12 protein-coding genes, 1 tRNA gene and 2 pseudogenes are annotated in these 14,399 nt (G+C 41.9%); 8 read left to right on the forward strand and 7 right to left on the reverse strand.

Features of this window, described 5'->3' with window-relative positions; all coding sequences use genetic code 11:
* Positions 1-335, forward strand: a 335-nt coding sequence (locus tag HOL16_04300) for an IS630 family transposase (protein MBT5389916.1), incomplete at its 5' end; no start/stop codon positions are given.
* A gap of 139 nt (positions 336-474) precedes the next feature.
* On the opposite strand, the gene HOL16_04305 is transcribed toward HOL16_04300, so the two are convergent.
* From HOL16_04305 to HOL16_04320, 4 genes are all read right to left on the reverse strand, one after another.
* Positions 475-747 (reverse strand): hypothetical protein, encoded by a 273-nt coding sequence (locus HOL16_04305; protein ID MBT5389917.1) that lies wholly within the window; start codon positions 745-747, stop codon positions 475-477.
* 646 nt (positions 748-1,393) lie between these two features.
* Positions 1,394-1,699, reverse strand: a complete 306-nt coding sequence (locus HOL16_04310) for a HigA family addiction module antidote protein (protein MBT5389918.1) — start codon at positions 1,697-1,699, stop codon at positions 1,394-1,396.
* Between the two features lie 904 nt (positions 1,700-2,603).
* Complete coding sequence (locus HOL16_04315) at positions 2,604-3,536, reverse strand: PhzF family phenazine biosynthesis protein (GenBank protein MBT5389919.1); 933 nt, start codon at positions 3,534-3,536, stop codon at positions 2,604-2,606.
* A gap of 461 nt (positions 3,537-3,997) precedes the next feature.
* On the reverse strand, positions 3,998-4,441 hold the full coding sequence (locus HOL16_04320; GenBank protein MBT5389920.1) for a GNAT family N-acetyltransferase: 444 nt from the start codon (positions 4,439-4,441) through the stop codon (positions 3,998-4,000).
* Between the two features lie 50 nt (positions 4,442-4,491).
* On the opposite strand from HOL16_04320, the pseudogene HOL16_04325 reads away from it, so the two are divergent.
* Both HOL16_04325 and HOL16_04330 read left to right on the forward strand, forming a co-directional pair.
* Positions 4,492-4,662: pseudogene (locus HOL16_04325) on the forward strand (IS6 family transposase).
* Between the two features lie 126 nt (positions 4,663-4,788).
* Positions 4,789-5,307: pseudogene (locus HOL16_04330) on the forward strand (IS6 family transposase).
* A 141-nt stretch (positions 5,308-5,448) separates the two neighbouring features.
* On the opposite strand, the gene HOL16_04335 reads toward HOL16_04330, so the two are convergent.
* Positions 5,449-5,524: transfer RNA gene (locus HOL16_04335), tRNA-Thr, on the reverse strand.
* 236 nt (positions 5,525-5,760) lie between these two features.
* Between HOL16_04335 and xerD the strand changes: the two genes are divergently transcribed.
* From xerD to HOL16_04350, 3 genes are all read left to right on the forward strand, one after another.
* Positions 5,761-6,777, forward strand: coding sequence for a site-specific tyrosine recombinase XerD (xerD, locus tag HOL16_04340; GenBank protein MBT5389921.1), 1,017 nt, complete (start codon positions 5,761-5,763; stop codon positions 6,775-6,777).
* An 85-nt stretch (positions 6,778-6,862) separates the two neighbouring features.
* Entirely contained in the window at positions 6,863-8,404 is a 1,542-nt protein-coding gene (locus tag HOL16_04345) for a hypothetical protein (GenBank protein ID MBT5389922.1), read from the forward strand.
* 123 nt (positions 8,405-8,527) lie between these two features.
* Positions 8,528-9,475: an acetyl-CoA carboxylase carboxyltransferase subunit alpha gene (locus HOL16_04350; GenBank protein ID MBT5389923.1), complete on the forward strand. Its 948-nt coding sequence runs from the start codon at positions 8,528-8,530 to the stop codon at positions 9,473-9,475.
* 17 nt (positions 9,476-9,492) lie between these two features.
* On the opposite strand, the gene HOL16_04355 is transcribed toward HOL16_04350, so the two are convergent.
* Positions 9,493-10,842 carry a sodium:solute symporter family protein gene (locus HOL16_04355; protein MBT5389924.1) on the reverse strand — a complete coding sequence of 450 codons (1,350 nt, stop codon included), beginning with the start codon at positions 10,840-10,842 and terminating at the stop codon, positions 9,493-9,495.
* A 35-nt stretch (positions 10,843-10,877) separates the two neighbouring features.
* Here HOL16_04355 and HOL16_04360 point away from each other — a divergent pair, with 35 nt between their 5' ends.
* Positions 10,878-11,213 (forward strand): hypothetical protein, encoded by a 336-nt coding sequence (locus HOL16_04360; protein MBT5389925.1) that lies wholly within the window; start codon positions 10,878-10,880, stop codon positions 11,211-11,213.
* Between the two features lie 86 nt (positions 11,214-11,299).
* Positions 11,300-11,965 carry a hypothetical protein gene (locus HOL16_04365; protein MBT5389926.1) on the forward strand — a complete coding sequence of 222 codons (666 nt, stop codon included), beginning with the start codon at positions 11,300-11,302 and terminating at the stop codon, positions 11,963-11,965.
* A gap of 115 nt (positions 11,966-12,080) precedes the next feature.
* Here HOL16_04365 and secA read toward each other — a convergent pair.
* Positions 12,081-14,399, reverse strand: a 2,319-nt coding sequence (secA, locus tag HOL16_04370; GenBank protein ID MBT5389927.1) for a preprotein translocase subunit SecA, incomplete at its 5' end; no start/stop codon positions are given.

A 14,399-nucleotide genomic window follows, 5' to 3' on the forward strand; every position in this document is an offset into this window, starting at 1 on the left:
ATTTTTCTTTACTGCGATCCAAATATCCAACGGCTCAACGAATTCATCTGATTTTAGATCGAGGATCCTACAACACAAGTGCTGAAACAAAAAAAGCCGCAAGGGAAAAGGGCATTGTTTTGCATTATTTACCGCCTTATAGCCCCAATTTGAATCCAATCGAACGATTATGGAAAATTATGAACGAACAATGCAGAAACAACCGATTCTTTACTTCTGCAAAAGAATTTCGAAGATCAATCTTGGACTTTTTTGAAATCACTTGGCCAAAAATTGCCCATCATATGGTGGATCGAATTAATGACAATTTTCAATTACTGAAATCGGCACTTTGATTCGTTTTGGGTATATGTCTAAAACATTTATTACTTTTGCATTTAGTTTGTTCCTTATTGTGTTTTGTAGCACTGTTTGTCCCAGAGCTTCTTCAACACCAGTTGCATATACAGACCTTGATAGCCTTGGGGGAGAACCTCATCGTTTGAGAGAGCGGCTGGAAGCACAGCTGACTAGTATGAGTTTTGAGACTCTGGAATCTGCTATTGAACGTGTCAAAAAAATCAGAGCGGCGCGGACAGAACTCTTAGGGTCATAACGCCCTCGCGTTGCGAGCTCATGAAACACGGGCCCAAGGTACTTTCGTACCTTGCCATACAATACTTTTCTCCTGTTTTTAGGCACAAAAATTATATGATATTTGCAGTCCCACTTTGAATGGCTTAAACTTTCGTACGGTGATGTTGTCATTTGATATTCTCCTTGTTGACCATCAAGCCAACTTGAATATATCTCTTTCAACATCATCACTAAATATTTAAGGCCAAGCCTTTATAGTCTCACTAGTCAAACTAGTGGCTTACCTCTCTTTCAGTTAAGAGACTCTCACGATCATTTTCCAAACATTCAGTAGCCTCGGAACGTCTCTTCATAAACCCTTATAATTTTGTTGAAGGTTTTTTCTGCCGTTTTCTTATCTTCTGCTGTCCATATATCATCCTGCATGCAAAGCTTGCATTGCTGATGGCTGTACTGATTTCGGCATTTTGTTCAGAATATTTTTGCTTTACGCACCCAACACCTCTGGTCATTTGTTTCCCCACAAAACTGATGTAAGGCTTTCCAAAAACCAAGTGCTCCATCTCCTATACTCCCAAATCAGGACCAACAGATCGCCCTCGTTCCTCCAAATCTATTAGCACTTCCTCTAAAACCAGTATGCAAGGCTATTAGCTCTTTATTGCCTGTTTCGTCCACTCCCATTATAGATCTGTCGCAGATGTTGAGGTGAGGAATAACATGGTTTAGTTTCGGGAAGTAATTAAGTGAGATGCCATGCCTAAAATCTGTTCAGAATTATTGAACCACTATTTCAAATGTATTAAAAAAAATTAGGTCATCCTACAACCAATGGTTTTACACTTGCCCTAATTCTTTCATCCGCAACCTTCCGAGCTTCCTCTAAGTCATAATCGTCTTGAAGCCCTATCCAAAAGTACTCTGTTGTTCCAAAATATAAGGCTAGTCTCAAAGGTGTATCTGCTGTTATTGAACGCTTCTGTGATACAATCTCATTGATACGTCGAGCCGATACCCCCGTATCATTTGCTGCTTTCGTTTGTAAAACTCTCATTGATTTCAAAAATTCTTCTCGAAGAACTTCTCCTGATTGTATATGACATATGTTGCTTAAATCCACCATCCTCTTTTCTCCTTACCTTAGTTCTAGTCAAATATGTGAACCTGATATGCGCCCTCATCTTGCCAAATAAAACATCTAGGCCACTGTTGATTAACTCACTTCCTATATTGACCGGAATCTAGTATGAACTTGCAACTCGTGTCTGTCAGATAAAAATCCTTACACGCTAGGCCTACTAGACACGAATTGAAAGTTGGATTCATGTGTAAATCTAAAAAATTTGATACAGAATGAACACTTTTAGTTTATCAGTTGACGCACTTGCAAAATTCAAATAACTTGGCAATTTTTTTGGGTTTTTATTCCAAAAAAAAGCCGAAAACTCCCAGTAGAACCCGCTTCCCCTCTTTAATGAAAATCCATAATAAAACAAAAAAAAACAAAGAAAGCGAGTTCCAATGAAGTCGAGACTACTCTAGTGTTGGAATACAATACAAGCAACTCTTTATTCCAAAAAAATCCGTGATTGAATGTTAGAGTTGAGTAGCTTCTCCTTCTCCAACAATTTTCTCAATTTTTTCTTCAAACAAAGAAGTAGCTTGCCATAAAGGTTCATCCGCTAAGTGAGCATACCTTTGGGGTCCGTCAAGTTAATGGGTTTATCGTTTTCCCGTTCATCCATAATTTAGGCACTGAGATACATTAGAGACACTTCGTTCCAGATGGACACTAAAAGCGTTTCGCTGTTTAGGCGTATTTTGTGAATATATCCCTCATCAACGGAAAAGATATTACGTAATTTTCCCATAAGAAATAAAGTTCTCTGCGTTCCTTGAGGAGACTTGAAGTTGGTCAAATCTTGTTTGAAGACTGAGTAGAAAAGACTCCTATGATAAAAAAAGATAAGTCACTACTTACAGCCGTAAAGTTTGCATACAAATCTTTCCACAAGTAAAATTCTATTTCATAATTTTCTATGTTTAATATAACGTGCAGTCCCTCCCACTTGATGACTTTTTATTTTTTCATCTTCAACCTTCAAATTTACGTAAATTCTGCTTATAGAAGGATTCACCATAAAGCGACCTTGTTCGATTTCAAAGAAACTCTTTTTTAAGTTATATTTATCATATAAATAACAACCTAATGAAGCGGCAGCTGTCCCTGATGCAGACTCCTCGTCAATACCGTATAGTGGAGCAAACATTCTTGCTTCAGCATCAACGTCATTTCTACCTAACGCAAATACGTAAAAAGCAATAAGGCCTAGTCTATCACTAATCTCTTTTATAATAGGCAAATTTGGCTTAATTTTTTGAAGTATCGCTGGACTTTTGACACCAATAATTAAAAATTGATTGCCTGTACTTACGATCTCAGGCTGAGGGTTTGTAATAAATTCTTGAGAGGGAATTTGTAAAGCTTGACTTAATTCATCTAAAGAGACACTGCCAAATATATTTTTATATGTGGGAGCATGTTGTTCCATAAAGGTCCTATCGCCTTTAATAAATATCTTTCGTGTGCCATCAATTGTTTCTTTTGTGAATGTAGACCTTTTTTCTGCACCACTTTGAATTAAGTAATTAAAGGCTGCGATCGTGGCATGACCACAATGAGGAATTTGTTTAACGGGTGTAAAAAATTGGAGTCTATAATCATTTTTTGGATTTTCAGGTTTGGAAACAAAGACGGTCAGTCTTGCTAATTTTAGATCTCCAACTTGCTTTGCGATGGTTTGCATTTTCTCTTTTGAGAGTCTATCAGCATTTAGAACAATTGCTGCAGGATTTCCACCTTGATCACGATTGGAAAAGGCATTCACAATATGCACGACTTGATCTAAATTACTGCTGGAAACATGAAGGGAAGAAAAACTAAATAAGAGAAAGAACATCATAAGTTTTAAAAAACGCATGGGGACCCCATTTCTTTAGCTGCATTTGAAATTAAGTTCTTGAAAATGTAACAAGTATTTTCACTATGATCAAGTGGTTGACTATTTTGTCCCTATAGACAAGACGACCTCACTCGTTATTTTTGGTAGTGGGTCGAAAAGTAAGAAGAAATAGTTCAGAAATAAAATTCACTTCATGCAAAGAAAGAATTTCAAAATAATAAGACTAGGCCCTCTCACTCAAAAGTTATGAAAGCAATCTCCGATTCACCGCGCAAGCTACACTACCCCACATCTTTTGAAAAAATAACGAGTAGTGTAATTTGGCTGTATATAGGTGAATTCAAAATAGACTACATTATTTACAGATTATAGAAATTCAAGTTACTCGCAGTGAAGTCTTTCTGTACTCCTCAGAAACCCTACAATTCTCAGACTCAAGTACACAAAAATCGTTAATTTCAGTAACTCTTGGAATTCTGCAGCCACTCATCTTTAGTAATAACGTAGCGGTTAACCGTCACACCCCCGAACCGCACATCACCAGATACAAAAGAAAGACCCGATTTTTTTAGAGTTTTTTGTGAGGCAATATTTTTGGAATGAGTCTCCCCAATAATTTTTTCAAGCGATAAGTCTTTAAATCCATATTTAATTAAGGCCTGACCAACTTCACTAGCAAAGCCTTGGCCCCAAAAGCTCCTAGAAATAATAAATCCAACTTCAATGTCAGAAACTTCATCTTCAGGGTTCACATAAGATAAATTCCCAGCACCAATAAAAGTATTTGTCGGTTTAAGATATGCAGAAAAATACCCCAAACCTCCTCTAGAGTAATGCATAATCAACTTCTTAATTTCGTCGGATGCGTCTGGATAAAAATTAGCAGGAAAAGGCACCGTCAAGTTAATATGGATTTGTGTTATGTTGGAATTTTAATATGAAGGTAAACACCATGTCCTTATTATTAGTGCCTCGATGTCACCGTTTTCCAGTTTCCATTATCAGTCATGCCGCATGGCTTTACCACAGATTCAATCACAGCTACCGTGACATTCAAGAGCAGATGGCTTTTCGTGGGATCATTGTGAGTCATGAAACAATTCGTTCTTGGTGTCTCAAGTTTTAAAGACACTTCCACGATGTTATTATTACTCCGGCTAGCAAACAGTTAGCTTTCTAAATTAGAATTTCCTTGAGAGATGCTAGTTTCGTCACAAACATTCGACAACTGTTTTACTTCCGGAGTAATAAGAAGCGAGAGAGAATGCCAAGTGATACATGGCATCTTGATGAGATGACTCTTAAAATCAATGGGAAACCCTTCATCTTATGGCGTGCTGTTGATTCACAAGGATATGAGCTCGATGTCTTTCTTCAGAAACGTCACAATGAGAAATCTGCTATTCGTTTCTTAAGCCGTTTGCTAGATAGCTATCCTGAACCAGGCCTCATTATAACAGATAAGTTAAGAAGTTACATAAAGCCTATACGTTCTATGTGTCCTAAGACAGAACATCGATCTCATAAAGGCTTGAACAATCGTGTTGAAAATGCCCATCAACCAACACGTCGCAAGGAGAAGTCTTTGATCAAGTTCAAATCTCCTCAAGGAGCACATAGAAGCATATCTCTCATGGGAAAATTACGTAATATTTTTTCCGTTGATGTGGGGAGGTATTCACAAAGTGCACATAAACAGCGAAACGCTTTTAGTGTCCATCTGGAACGAAGCCGCTTTAATGTCTCTCCATGCCTAAATTATGGATGAATGGGTAAACCTGTAAACTAAGCTCATTAACTTGACGGTGCCCTTGATGGAGCAAAGAAACAAATTTTTCAAATGCTACCTATGCGCTACCTGGCTCGTTTTTTGATTTCTAGAGCACTCTGAAAAAACCCTTCCCCACCCTGGTGCCGGTTGAGAGACTCGAACTCCCGACCTACTGATTACAAATCAGCCGCTCTACCAACTGAGCTAAACCGGCACGAAAGGTTTTCCGGAAAACTATTACCCTATTTTAAAGAGAGAGCCAATACCCTATTTTAGGACTGTCCTCGTGAAGTCGCATCAAAGTTTTTAAAACAACGTATATGCATGTTCAGAAGGCAATAAAATGCTCTAAAGTCCTAAGAGTTGTCCTATTTATGTTTACGTGTTGAAAATCGGGAGGGTTTGAAGGGATCAGTGACATCTGTGATCCAGCTGTCTATACTCTGAATTATGGAAAATAAGAGACACTCCCCCCCTGAATCAAAAGGTAAGCACACTAATGACCATACTAGTGGCCATACTAATAACCACACTAATGACCATAGTGGCGACCATACTCTGGAAAACTTTCTAGAGATGATGGCAGCGGAACGGGGCGTATCTGCCAACACAATCGAAGCCTATCGCCGCGATCTTGAGAAGCTGGAGATGTATATCTCCCAGAATCATGAAACATCCCTGAGACAAGCAACCCCACAGCAGTTGAAAGACTACTTCACCTTCCAGTCCCAGGAAGGCATGACGGCAAAAAGCAGTGCCAGACATCTCTCCTCTTTCCGCCAGTACTTTAAGTTCCTGCTGGTAGAGAATAAACGAGCCGATGACCCAACAACATATCTGGATGCCCCTAAGCAAGGCCGTCGCTTGCCAAAAGTTTTAGATGAAAAAGAGGTAATAGCACTGTTAGAGGCCATTTCACGTGATAAAGAGGAAGATCAGCGTCGGCTCGTGGCCCTTATGGAGATTCTATACGCGTCCGGCCTGCGCGTTTCCGAACTAGTCTCCCTCCCCCTCTCTGCCATAAGCCGGGATGGCCAGTATCTGACCGTCACGGGCAAAGGTAACAAGGAAAGGATTTTGCCTTTAACCAATCATTCCATGGATGCCATCAAAGCCTATCTGGAAGTTAGAGGAGCCTATATCAACAAAAGCGCTAAATCCGGTGAAAAAAGTGCCAAATACCTCTTTCCATCCCGCGGCAAACAAGGGCATCTTACCCGACAACGCTTTGGCCAACTTTTAAAACAAGTTGCCATAGAAGCCAATCTTGATCCTAAGCGCATCTCTCCCCACGTTCTTCGGCACGCTTTCGCCACACATTTATTAGACAACGGCGCCGATCTTATTTCAGTTCAAAACCTCTTGGGACATTCTGACGTCAGCACCACTCAAATATATACCCATGTAATGACTCATAAAATGCAAGAGCTCGTCTTTAAAAAGCACCCCTTGGCAAATAAAGAATGAAAAAAATAAGTATAAATAAAAAATTATTGACAAAATTACTTTAATGCAATAAAAATGCATGCATTAACTCATGGATTTTTTTAAAATGAAAATTGTACGTACTGCCCTATTTTATACACCACTGCTCATATCTTTTGCCTTTGGAATGCTACCTATCTTCGAAGCCGACGCCGGGGGAAACCACCGTGTTTCGAGATTTTATAAAGATTTTGAGGGAGATGAAAATGCCAAATGGAAGGCAACACACAAGCAGTTTGCTGCAAATGGGATGCAATATGTTTCTAAAATCCTAAAAGATCAGTTGGGAGTGACTGCCCCAAAAATAACAACATCTAGTGCCACAACAACGTCTAGTTCCATAATAAAGAAAACCTCAACTACCACGGGAGACCAGGGAGAAAGTTCTAAAGCAACAGGCTCTACTCTACAAGGGCTGCCTGGCGTCTATAGCATTGACCCGAATTATGTTGATGACGCTATCTCCCGTCTATCACAGAAGAAATCCCCCCTAGAAGCTATTCTTAAAGAAAGAAAAGTGCAGGCTTTTCGAATTCAAAAATTTGAAGAAGTGAAAGCTCTTCTGATAAGACAAGCAGCGACGGATGTTAGAAGTCTTTATCCAGGTAAAGTTTTTGACAAGGAGTGTGCCTGGGATAGAAAACCAGATGATTACAATGTTACTATTGAAGCAACCGTACAAAATCGCCTGGCAACTGTTGATAGATTTATGGCAAATCGTCTTGAAGAGGATCAAAGACTGGCTTTTGGAAAATCATTTGGAGAAAAAGTAAAAAGTCTTTATACCAAAGCCAAGGTAGCATACGAACGCTACGAACAATTGGTCAGGGACGAAGGCCAATGGAATTTTGGCCCTCTTCGTGAAATTATCGACGTATTAATGGGCATTACACCCCACTCTCCTGAGAATGAATACTATCGAAATCAATTGGGTGTGGATTTAGATCTTTCTCAGCGCATAGATGCTTTTGAGGCATTGACGTCCTCTGGATTTCTAAAAACCAGCATAAAACCTTCAGAACTAGAGGCATTTAGCCTTAACCCAGGAGAAGTTATTGGCCACTTTTTGGGTGAGCATCCTGTTGATACATTAATTTTGGGCTGTGGGCATCATTTATCCTACATTATCGCAGAACCACTGAAACTGTACGATTTGAATAAGCCTGAGAACGATTGTGGTATGTGTCCCGAGTATCATGATCCAAACGGGGCAGCAACACTGTCATTCCTATCAACGGACAAGCCAACGGTTGTCGCGAATATGCACGATCAAGAATTTTGGAATGCATTGGAGGAAGACCTTTTTACGAAGATCGGTGAGCATTCAGGTTACCATGCGCTGTTTGAAAACTTTGATACGGTAGGTCAAGTCCACCGAGTCTTAAAAGCGAAAGGCATCTTAGAGATAACGCCCCATGGAGGCGATCTAGATCTTTTTAAGGATCATGAAAAAACGCTAAAAGGAAAAACGGATCAGAAGCCGCTATTGAGTACGCTTAATATTTCGCACTCTACTCAAGATCTAGGGAGCTATGACCAGCTTCTAGACGCAGGTTTTAGGTTCGCTGGTATAAATGGCGCTTTTCTCCTCTTTGAAAAATCTGAATAACAGCTATTAATTCTTATAAATTGGGGGCCACATGGCTCCCCTTTTTTGCCCTAAGAAGCATTCACTTCCATTATTCCGAAGTAAGGCCTTTTTCATAGTTGATGAGTATGGTAAGAGGGTCTCATGAAAGCGACATTAGATTTTGAAAAGCCTATTGCCGAACTTGAAGGAAAGATCGAGGAACTCCGCCATCTTTCCAGCTCTGAGAGCGTAAATATCGCCGAAGAGATCACTCGGCTGCAAAAAAAATCTGACAAGCTACTTCAGCAAACATATAGTTCCCTTACTCCCTGGCAAAAAGTGCAAGTAGCCCGGCATTCCGATCGGCCGCATTTTAAGGATTATATGGAAACCCTCGTTGAGGATTTCGTTCCCTTTGCAGGAGATCGACTTTTTGCAGAGGATGCCGCTATTGTCGGTGGTCTGGGTCGCTTTCGTGGAAAAAGCGTCATGTTCATTGGTCATGAAAAGGGAGACGACACTGAGTCTCGGCTCAAGCATAACTTTGGCATGCCTCGTCCGGAGGGATATCGCAAAGCGCAACGCCTTATGCGCCTCGCCGAACAATACAAGATCCCCGTAATTACCCTCATCGATACAGCTGGCGCGTACCCAGGCATCGATGCGGAAGAACGGGGCCAATCCGAAGCCATTGCCAAAAGCATCCAGACATGTTTGGACATTCGCGTTCCTCTTATTTCGGTCATCATTGGTGAAGGCGGATCTGGGGGTGCCATTGCCATTGCTGCCTCCAATTATGTCATGATGCTCGAACACTCAGTATATTCCGTTATTTCGCCAGAAGGCTGTGCAGGCATTTTATGGAGAAATCGTGACAAAAGAGAGCTCGCTGCCGAAGCGCAAAAGATAACAGCACAAGATCTCTTGAAACTAGGCATCATTGAGCAAATTATTGCCGAGCCGCTGGGCGCCGCCCACAGAAATGTCAAAAGCAGCGTCCGCGCCGTAGGAGATGCCTTGGAAGATGCCCTGGAAAAACTCCAGTCCGTTCCGCCTGATCAGCTAAGATCCCGCCGTCGCGAGAAGTACCTTACTATGGGCGATCAGTAGCAGAGGTCTGATCTCTGCTACCCTTTCCGCCTATTCCACAACATTCCAACACCATATCCCATCAAAGAAATGAGCAAACTCAGAATCTCCCGGGGAAAGACGGTAGGGTATAGGTGAAAATAAAAGCATGCCCCAAGGCCAGCAAATATGGAAACACCTGCAGCCTCTTTGCAAAGCCCCCGTTTGACAAAGAAGCAAGCAATAACGGAGACAAACAAAGCACAGATGGGAAACTCATAGCTTTGAATCAGAATGCTGAGGATATTGTCAAAATAGCGCCCCAGAAAAAGAGTGCCCACGCCCACTATGCACGTCACAATCTTTGACAAAAGCAATCTGTCTTTCTTAAAGAAGCGCCCTTCAAAATCCAGGGTCATATTGGAGCTAATGGCACATAGCAGAGAATCTGCCGTGGATATAATGGCTGCCAAGAGGCCACAGGCTACAAAAGCAACGGCAATGGTGCCAACAGTGTGCTCCATAAATACCATCAATACACTGCGGGAAGAGTCGATAGCGCCAAAATCTCGAGCTGTTACGCCAAAGTAAACGGGAATCAGCGCAAACACCAATAGGATAATACTGGAAATTCCTGCTGAAACCCGGGCCGTTCTTTGATCTTTTGCCGCGAAGAATCGCTGGGCCAAGTCTTGCTCAAGAAATGAGAACAAAAACGGCAATAATAACAGCCCCGTGTAGTTCAATTCACTCAAGTCGCTCCCAGCACGTAAGCTAAACATCTGGAAGAAGTTTGTGGGTACAAAAGCATCCTGTGCCATGACAAAAAGGAAAATCGCCGTGAATACGATCAGAATGAAGATTACCTGAAAAACATCCGTGGACACCACAGCCTTGAGTCCTCCAAGTACCGTATAGGCAATCACCACCCCCCAAAAAACAAAGAAGATGAATTCCGACTCAACACCAATGCCCAACATGAATTTTCGGGAAGCCACCACTTGGCCTAGAAAAATTCCAAACATAGACAGGATAGAGAGGATAGAAGCCACTTTTCTAAGAAAAGGAGATCCATAGAGCTTTTCAAATAACTGAGCCGTGGTGCCAACATTAAAGCTGCGGAGTTTGCTGGCGGCCCCCATGGCCAAGGCGGCAAAACCCAGACAGATTCCCAGCGTATAAAACACGCCATAGATGCCGTATTGATAAGCCGCATCGGAAACACCCAGTATGGCCCCGCCTCCCAACTGGGTGGCGATGAGAGTTAAACTTAATGGCCAAAGGGTTAGACCTCTCCCTGCTAAGAAGAAATCCGATTGGGTCTTTACCTTCTTTGAAGATAAATAGCCTAAGTACAAGTAGACAGCGCTCAAGAGCACAAAGAGTATTATAAAAATGGTATAGTTCATCATCGTTAGTCCCAAAAAATAAAAATTTCGCAAAAATGGGTTTTCAGAAGAAACCCAGGGTCATAGATCACATTAGAAAATTAATGGATATGATGATGATGGTGATGGAGAACGAACGAAACCTGCGCAATAAAAGCAGCGTCTGCAAATCGTATAAGGTCTGTGGTCATCCTAATTCTCCAATAACGGTCTCTATACTATGGCCTTTTAACAAATATATAGGAACACGTCAATTTTTTTCCCTGAAGTTAGCTCAGCTAACAAAGAAGCATCTGCACCGAAAACCTATTCAGTTTATGATTATGTGTGTCTGCCGTTTAAAAATGTCCCTCTTATTGGGGAAAAATCCTATTGGAGATGAATCCGGTTAAAAGCACCCACTTGAATAATGCAGTATTTTTGTATAGTTTTGTTTTTTCATTTACAGGATCGTTCATATTTAATTTGGAGAAATATCATGAAATGCATACGACAAAGTCTCCCCCTTCTATTTTTATTTTGTTTCATAGAATCTCAATCCATGGCGGACTGGAAAGATGATCTGCTTGCGGGCTATCATGAAGATCCATCCTTGGAAGTCGAATCACCGCCAAGAATCAAATATAAAAGCGAAGATGGAAATAGTTTTGTCTGGACAAATGACCCCCATACCAAGATTGCTGAAGAAACTTTAAAGAAAGCCCCGACGGAGCACCTATCGCAAGCACTTGCTCTTCACTTCAAATATTTTGTTAACGAAAAGCAACAATCTGCGTCGGGAACTGGGGCTCAAAGGGGTTTCACGCACGGATACTGGATGGTTCAAAAAAATGGGGATGAGTATGCATCCATGGGATCACTCATTGTCAGAAAAGAACCTGGAAAAGAAGAAGGCCTTCTTTCCTTCGATCTCCCAAAGGAAAAAGACAGCCGGCCAAGTATGGAAGTTCTTAGTCAAACGGCTGTCCTAGCCATGAATTATCACAGTGGTTTTGCACAACGCCTAAGCGATTTTAAACTCACTATTCCCAAAGACCTGCAAAGTGAAATGCAGAGCACCATACAAGGTATCTTGAATGGTGATGCCGCCAGCTTTGGCATCACATCATTTAAAGTGATTGCTCCGTCTGTTTCTTTTCAATAGATACTGAGCTAAGCACCCACTCAGCCAGTCTCCGTTAAGAGTATTCCGTATTTCGGTAGATTTTTGGAGCCGGCTTGAGTCGGCTGTGGCTTGGTGGAAAAGATTTACTGCCCAGTTAAACCGACCCGTGGCAATGCTTGTATTTTTTTCTGGAACCACAGGGGCACACATCATTTCGTCGGACACGTCCCCAAGTAGATTGATCTGAAGGATCTATCTGCTCTGCTGACTTACGGTTGCGAACAGGAGCGACGGGAGCTTCATCATCAGCTTCTTTTCCCTGGTCAAAGGCACTCTGTGGGGCATCATGGCTTGCGTTCATACGCTGCTTGGGCGTTTCTGCAATTTCAACATCCTCTTCCCGAGCTTCCCCAAGATCCAAATGGCTCATGGCGCCTGTGATGGTTTGGCGCAAACGATCTAGCATGCTGTGGAACAACATGAATGCCTCATGCTTGTACTCGTTCAACGGGTCACGTTGCCCATAGGCACGCAAGTTGATTCCTTCTCGCAATTGGTCAAGGGTCAGCAAGTGTTCTTTCCAAATCTGATCCACTATCCGTAACAAAAGCGTCTTTTCAGCCATCCGAATGATATGTGCTCCAAAACGCTCTTCCTTATCTGCCATTTGGGTATTTACAGCATCAGTTAAGCGCTCTGTAATTTCCACATCAGCAATGCCTTCTTCCTTGGACCAATCCACAATGGGAAGTTCCATAGCTAGTATGCGATGAGCTTCATCTTGGAGTCCCTTGGCATCCCACTGTTCAGAATAAGCGTGCTCTGGAATATATTCACGAACCAGATCCCTTATGTACTCTTCTCGCATATCGAGAATTGTGTCCTGGACATCTTCGGCTTCCATAATCTCTCGCCGTTGTTCATAAATGGCCTTTCGCTGGTCATTCATCACATTGTCATATTTTAACAAATGCTTTCGAATATCAAAGTTTCGAGCTTCAACTTTTTGTTGAGCCTTTTCTAGAGCCTTGTTGATCCATGGATGAGTAATGGCTTCGCCTTCTTCTAATCCTAGTTTTTTCAATACTGAATCCAAACGTTCAGAACCAAAAATCCGCATCAAATCATCTTCTAGAGATAAATAGAATTTAGAGAGGCCTGGGTCGCCTTGTCGGGCAGATCGTCCCCTTAACTGATTATCAATACGACGACTTTCATGACGTTCCGTCGCAATCACATAGAGTCCACCAGCCGCCTTGACTACCTTCGCAGCTTCCACAATCTCTTTTTCAACTTCAGCTGTAATCTTTTTGATCTGCTTTGCGTCTTCGATTCCTTCTAAGCGATCAGCCAAACGCATTTCCAAGTTACCACCCAGCTGAATATCCGTACCACGACCCGCCATATTGGTTGCTATAGTTACCGAACCAGGCGCACCCGCATTTGCAATGATCTTAGCCTCTTGCTCATGATAGCGCGCATTCAATACTTTGTGGGGTATCTTCTTTTTCTGTAAAAGATTGGCCAGATGTTCTGATTTCTCAATACTAATCGTTCCAACAAGAATAGGCTGGTTACGCTTTTGCGCTTTCCCTATCTCTTCAAGGATAGCAGCATCCTTCTCACGTGAAGTACGATATATTTCGTCATCCTGATCTTTTCGAACCAGAGGCATATTTGTTGGAATATCAACCACCTCAAGCCCATAGATCTCGCCAAATTCTGCTGCTTCTGTCAAAGCAGTTCCTGTCATGCCTGAAAGCTTTTTATAAAGTCGGAAATAATTTTGGAAAGTCACGGATGCTAAAGTTTGGTTCTCCAGTTGAACGGCGACACCCTCTTTGGCTTCAAGAGCTTGGTGAAGACCATCAGAATAACGGCGCCCTTCCATCATACGGCCCGTAAACTCGTCAATGATAATAACACCACCGTCTTTAACAATATAATCCTTATCCTTTTCAAACAAGGTATGAGCCTTCACCGCCTGATTCAAATGGTGGACAAGAGAGATGTTATTGGCATCATATAAAGTACCCCCCTCACGGATAAGCCCCGCTTCTTCAATAAGCTTTTCGAATTTTTCCGAACCAGCCTCTGTCAGAGCCACTGAACGGCGTTTTTCATCTTTGTCGTAATCTACGGGTTTAAGATTGCTCATAAGCTTGTCGGTACTAATGTAAAGCTCTGAAGAATCCTCGGCAGGTCCCGAAATAATTAGCGGCGTCCGTGCCTCATCAATGAGAATACTGTCTACTTCGTCGACAATAGCATAGTTGAAGCCTCTCTGAACCATCTCGTCCAAACGGAACTTCATGTTGTCGCGAAGATAATCGAAACCAAACTCGTTGTTGGTTCCGTAGGTGATATCAGAAGCGTAAGCCTTTTGGCGTTCGGCGGGATCCATGTTCGCCTGGATGGCTCCGACAGTTAGGCCAAGACCTTGATAGATGATCCCCATCCACTCCATATCGCG

Source organism: Alphaproteobacteria bacterium, assembly GCA_018662925.1.
Classification (GTDB): Bacteria; Pseudomonadota; Alphaproteobacteria; order 16-39-46; family JABJFC01; genus JABJFC01.

Excerpts from the sequence above, each read along its gene's own strand:
- HOL16_04350 (MBT5389923.1), top strand. The coding sequence starts at position 8,528 with ATGAAAGCGACATTAGATTTTGAAAAGCCTATTGCCGAACTTGAAGGA.
- HOL16_04315 (MBT5389919.1), bottom strand. The coding sequence starts at position 3,536 with ATGTTCTTTCTCTTATTTAGTTTTTCTTCCCTTCATGTTTCCAGCAGT.
- HOL16_04365 (MBT5389926.1), top strand. The coding sequence starts at position 11,300 with ATGAAATGCATACGACAAAGTCTCCCCCTTCTATTTTTATTTTGTTTC.
- HOL16_04360 (MBT5389925.1), top strand. The coding sequence starts at position 10,878 with ATGGGTTTTCAGAAGAAACCCAGGGTCATAGATCACATTAGAAAATTA.
- HOL16_04345 (MBT5389922.1), top strand. The coding sequence starts at position 6,863 with ATGAAAATTGTACGTACTGCCCTATTTTATACACCACTGCTCATATCT.
- xerD (MBT5389921.1), top strand. The coding sequence starts at position 5,761 with ATGGAAAATAAGAGACACTCCCCCCCTGAATCAAAAGGTAAGCACACT.
- HOL16_04305 (MBT5389917.1), bottom strand. The coding sequence starts at position 747 with ATGACAACATCACCGTACGAAAGTTTAAGCCATTCAAAGTGGGACTGC.
- HOL16_04355 (MBT5389924.1), bottom strand. The coding sequence starts at position 10,842 with ATGAACTATACCATTTTTATAATACTCTTTGTGCTCTTGAGCGCTGTC.
- HOL16_04310 (MBT5389918.1), bottom strand. The coding sequence starts at position 1,699 with ATGGTGGATTTAAGCAACATATGTCATATACAATCAGGAGAAGTTCTT.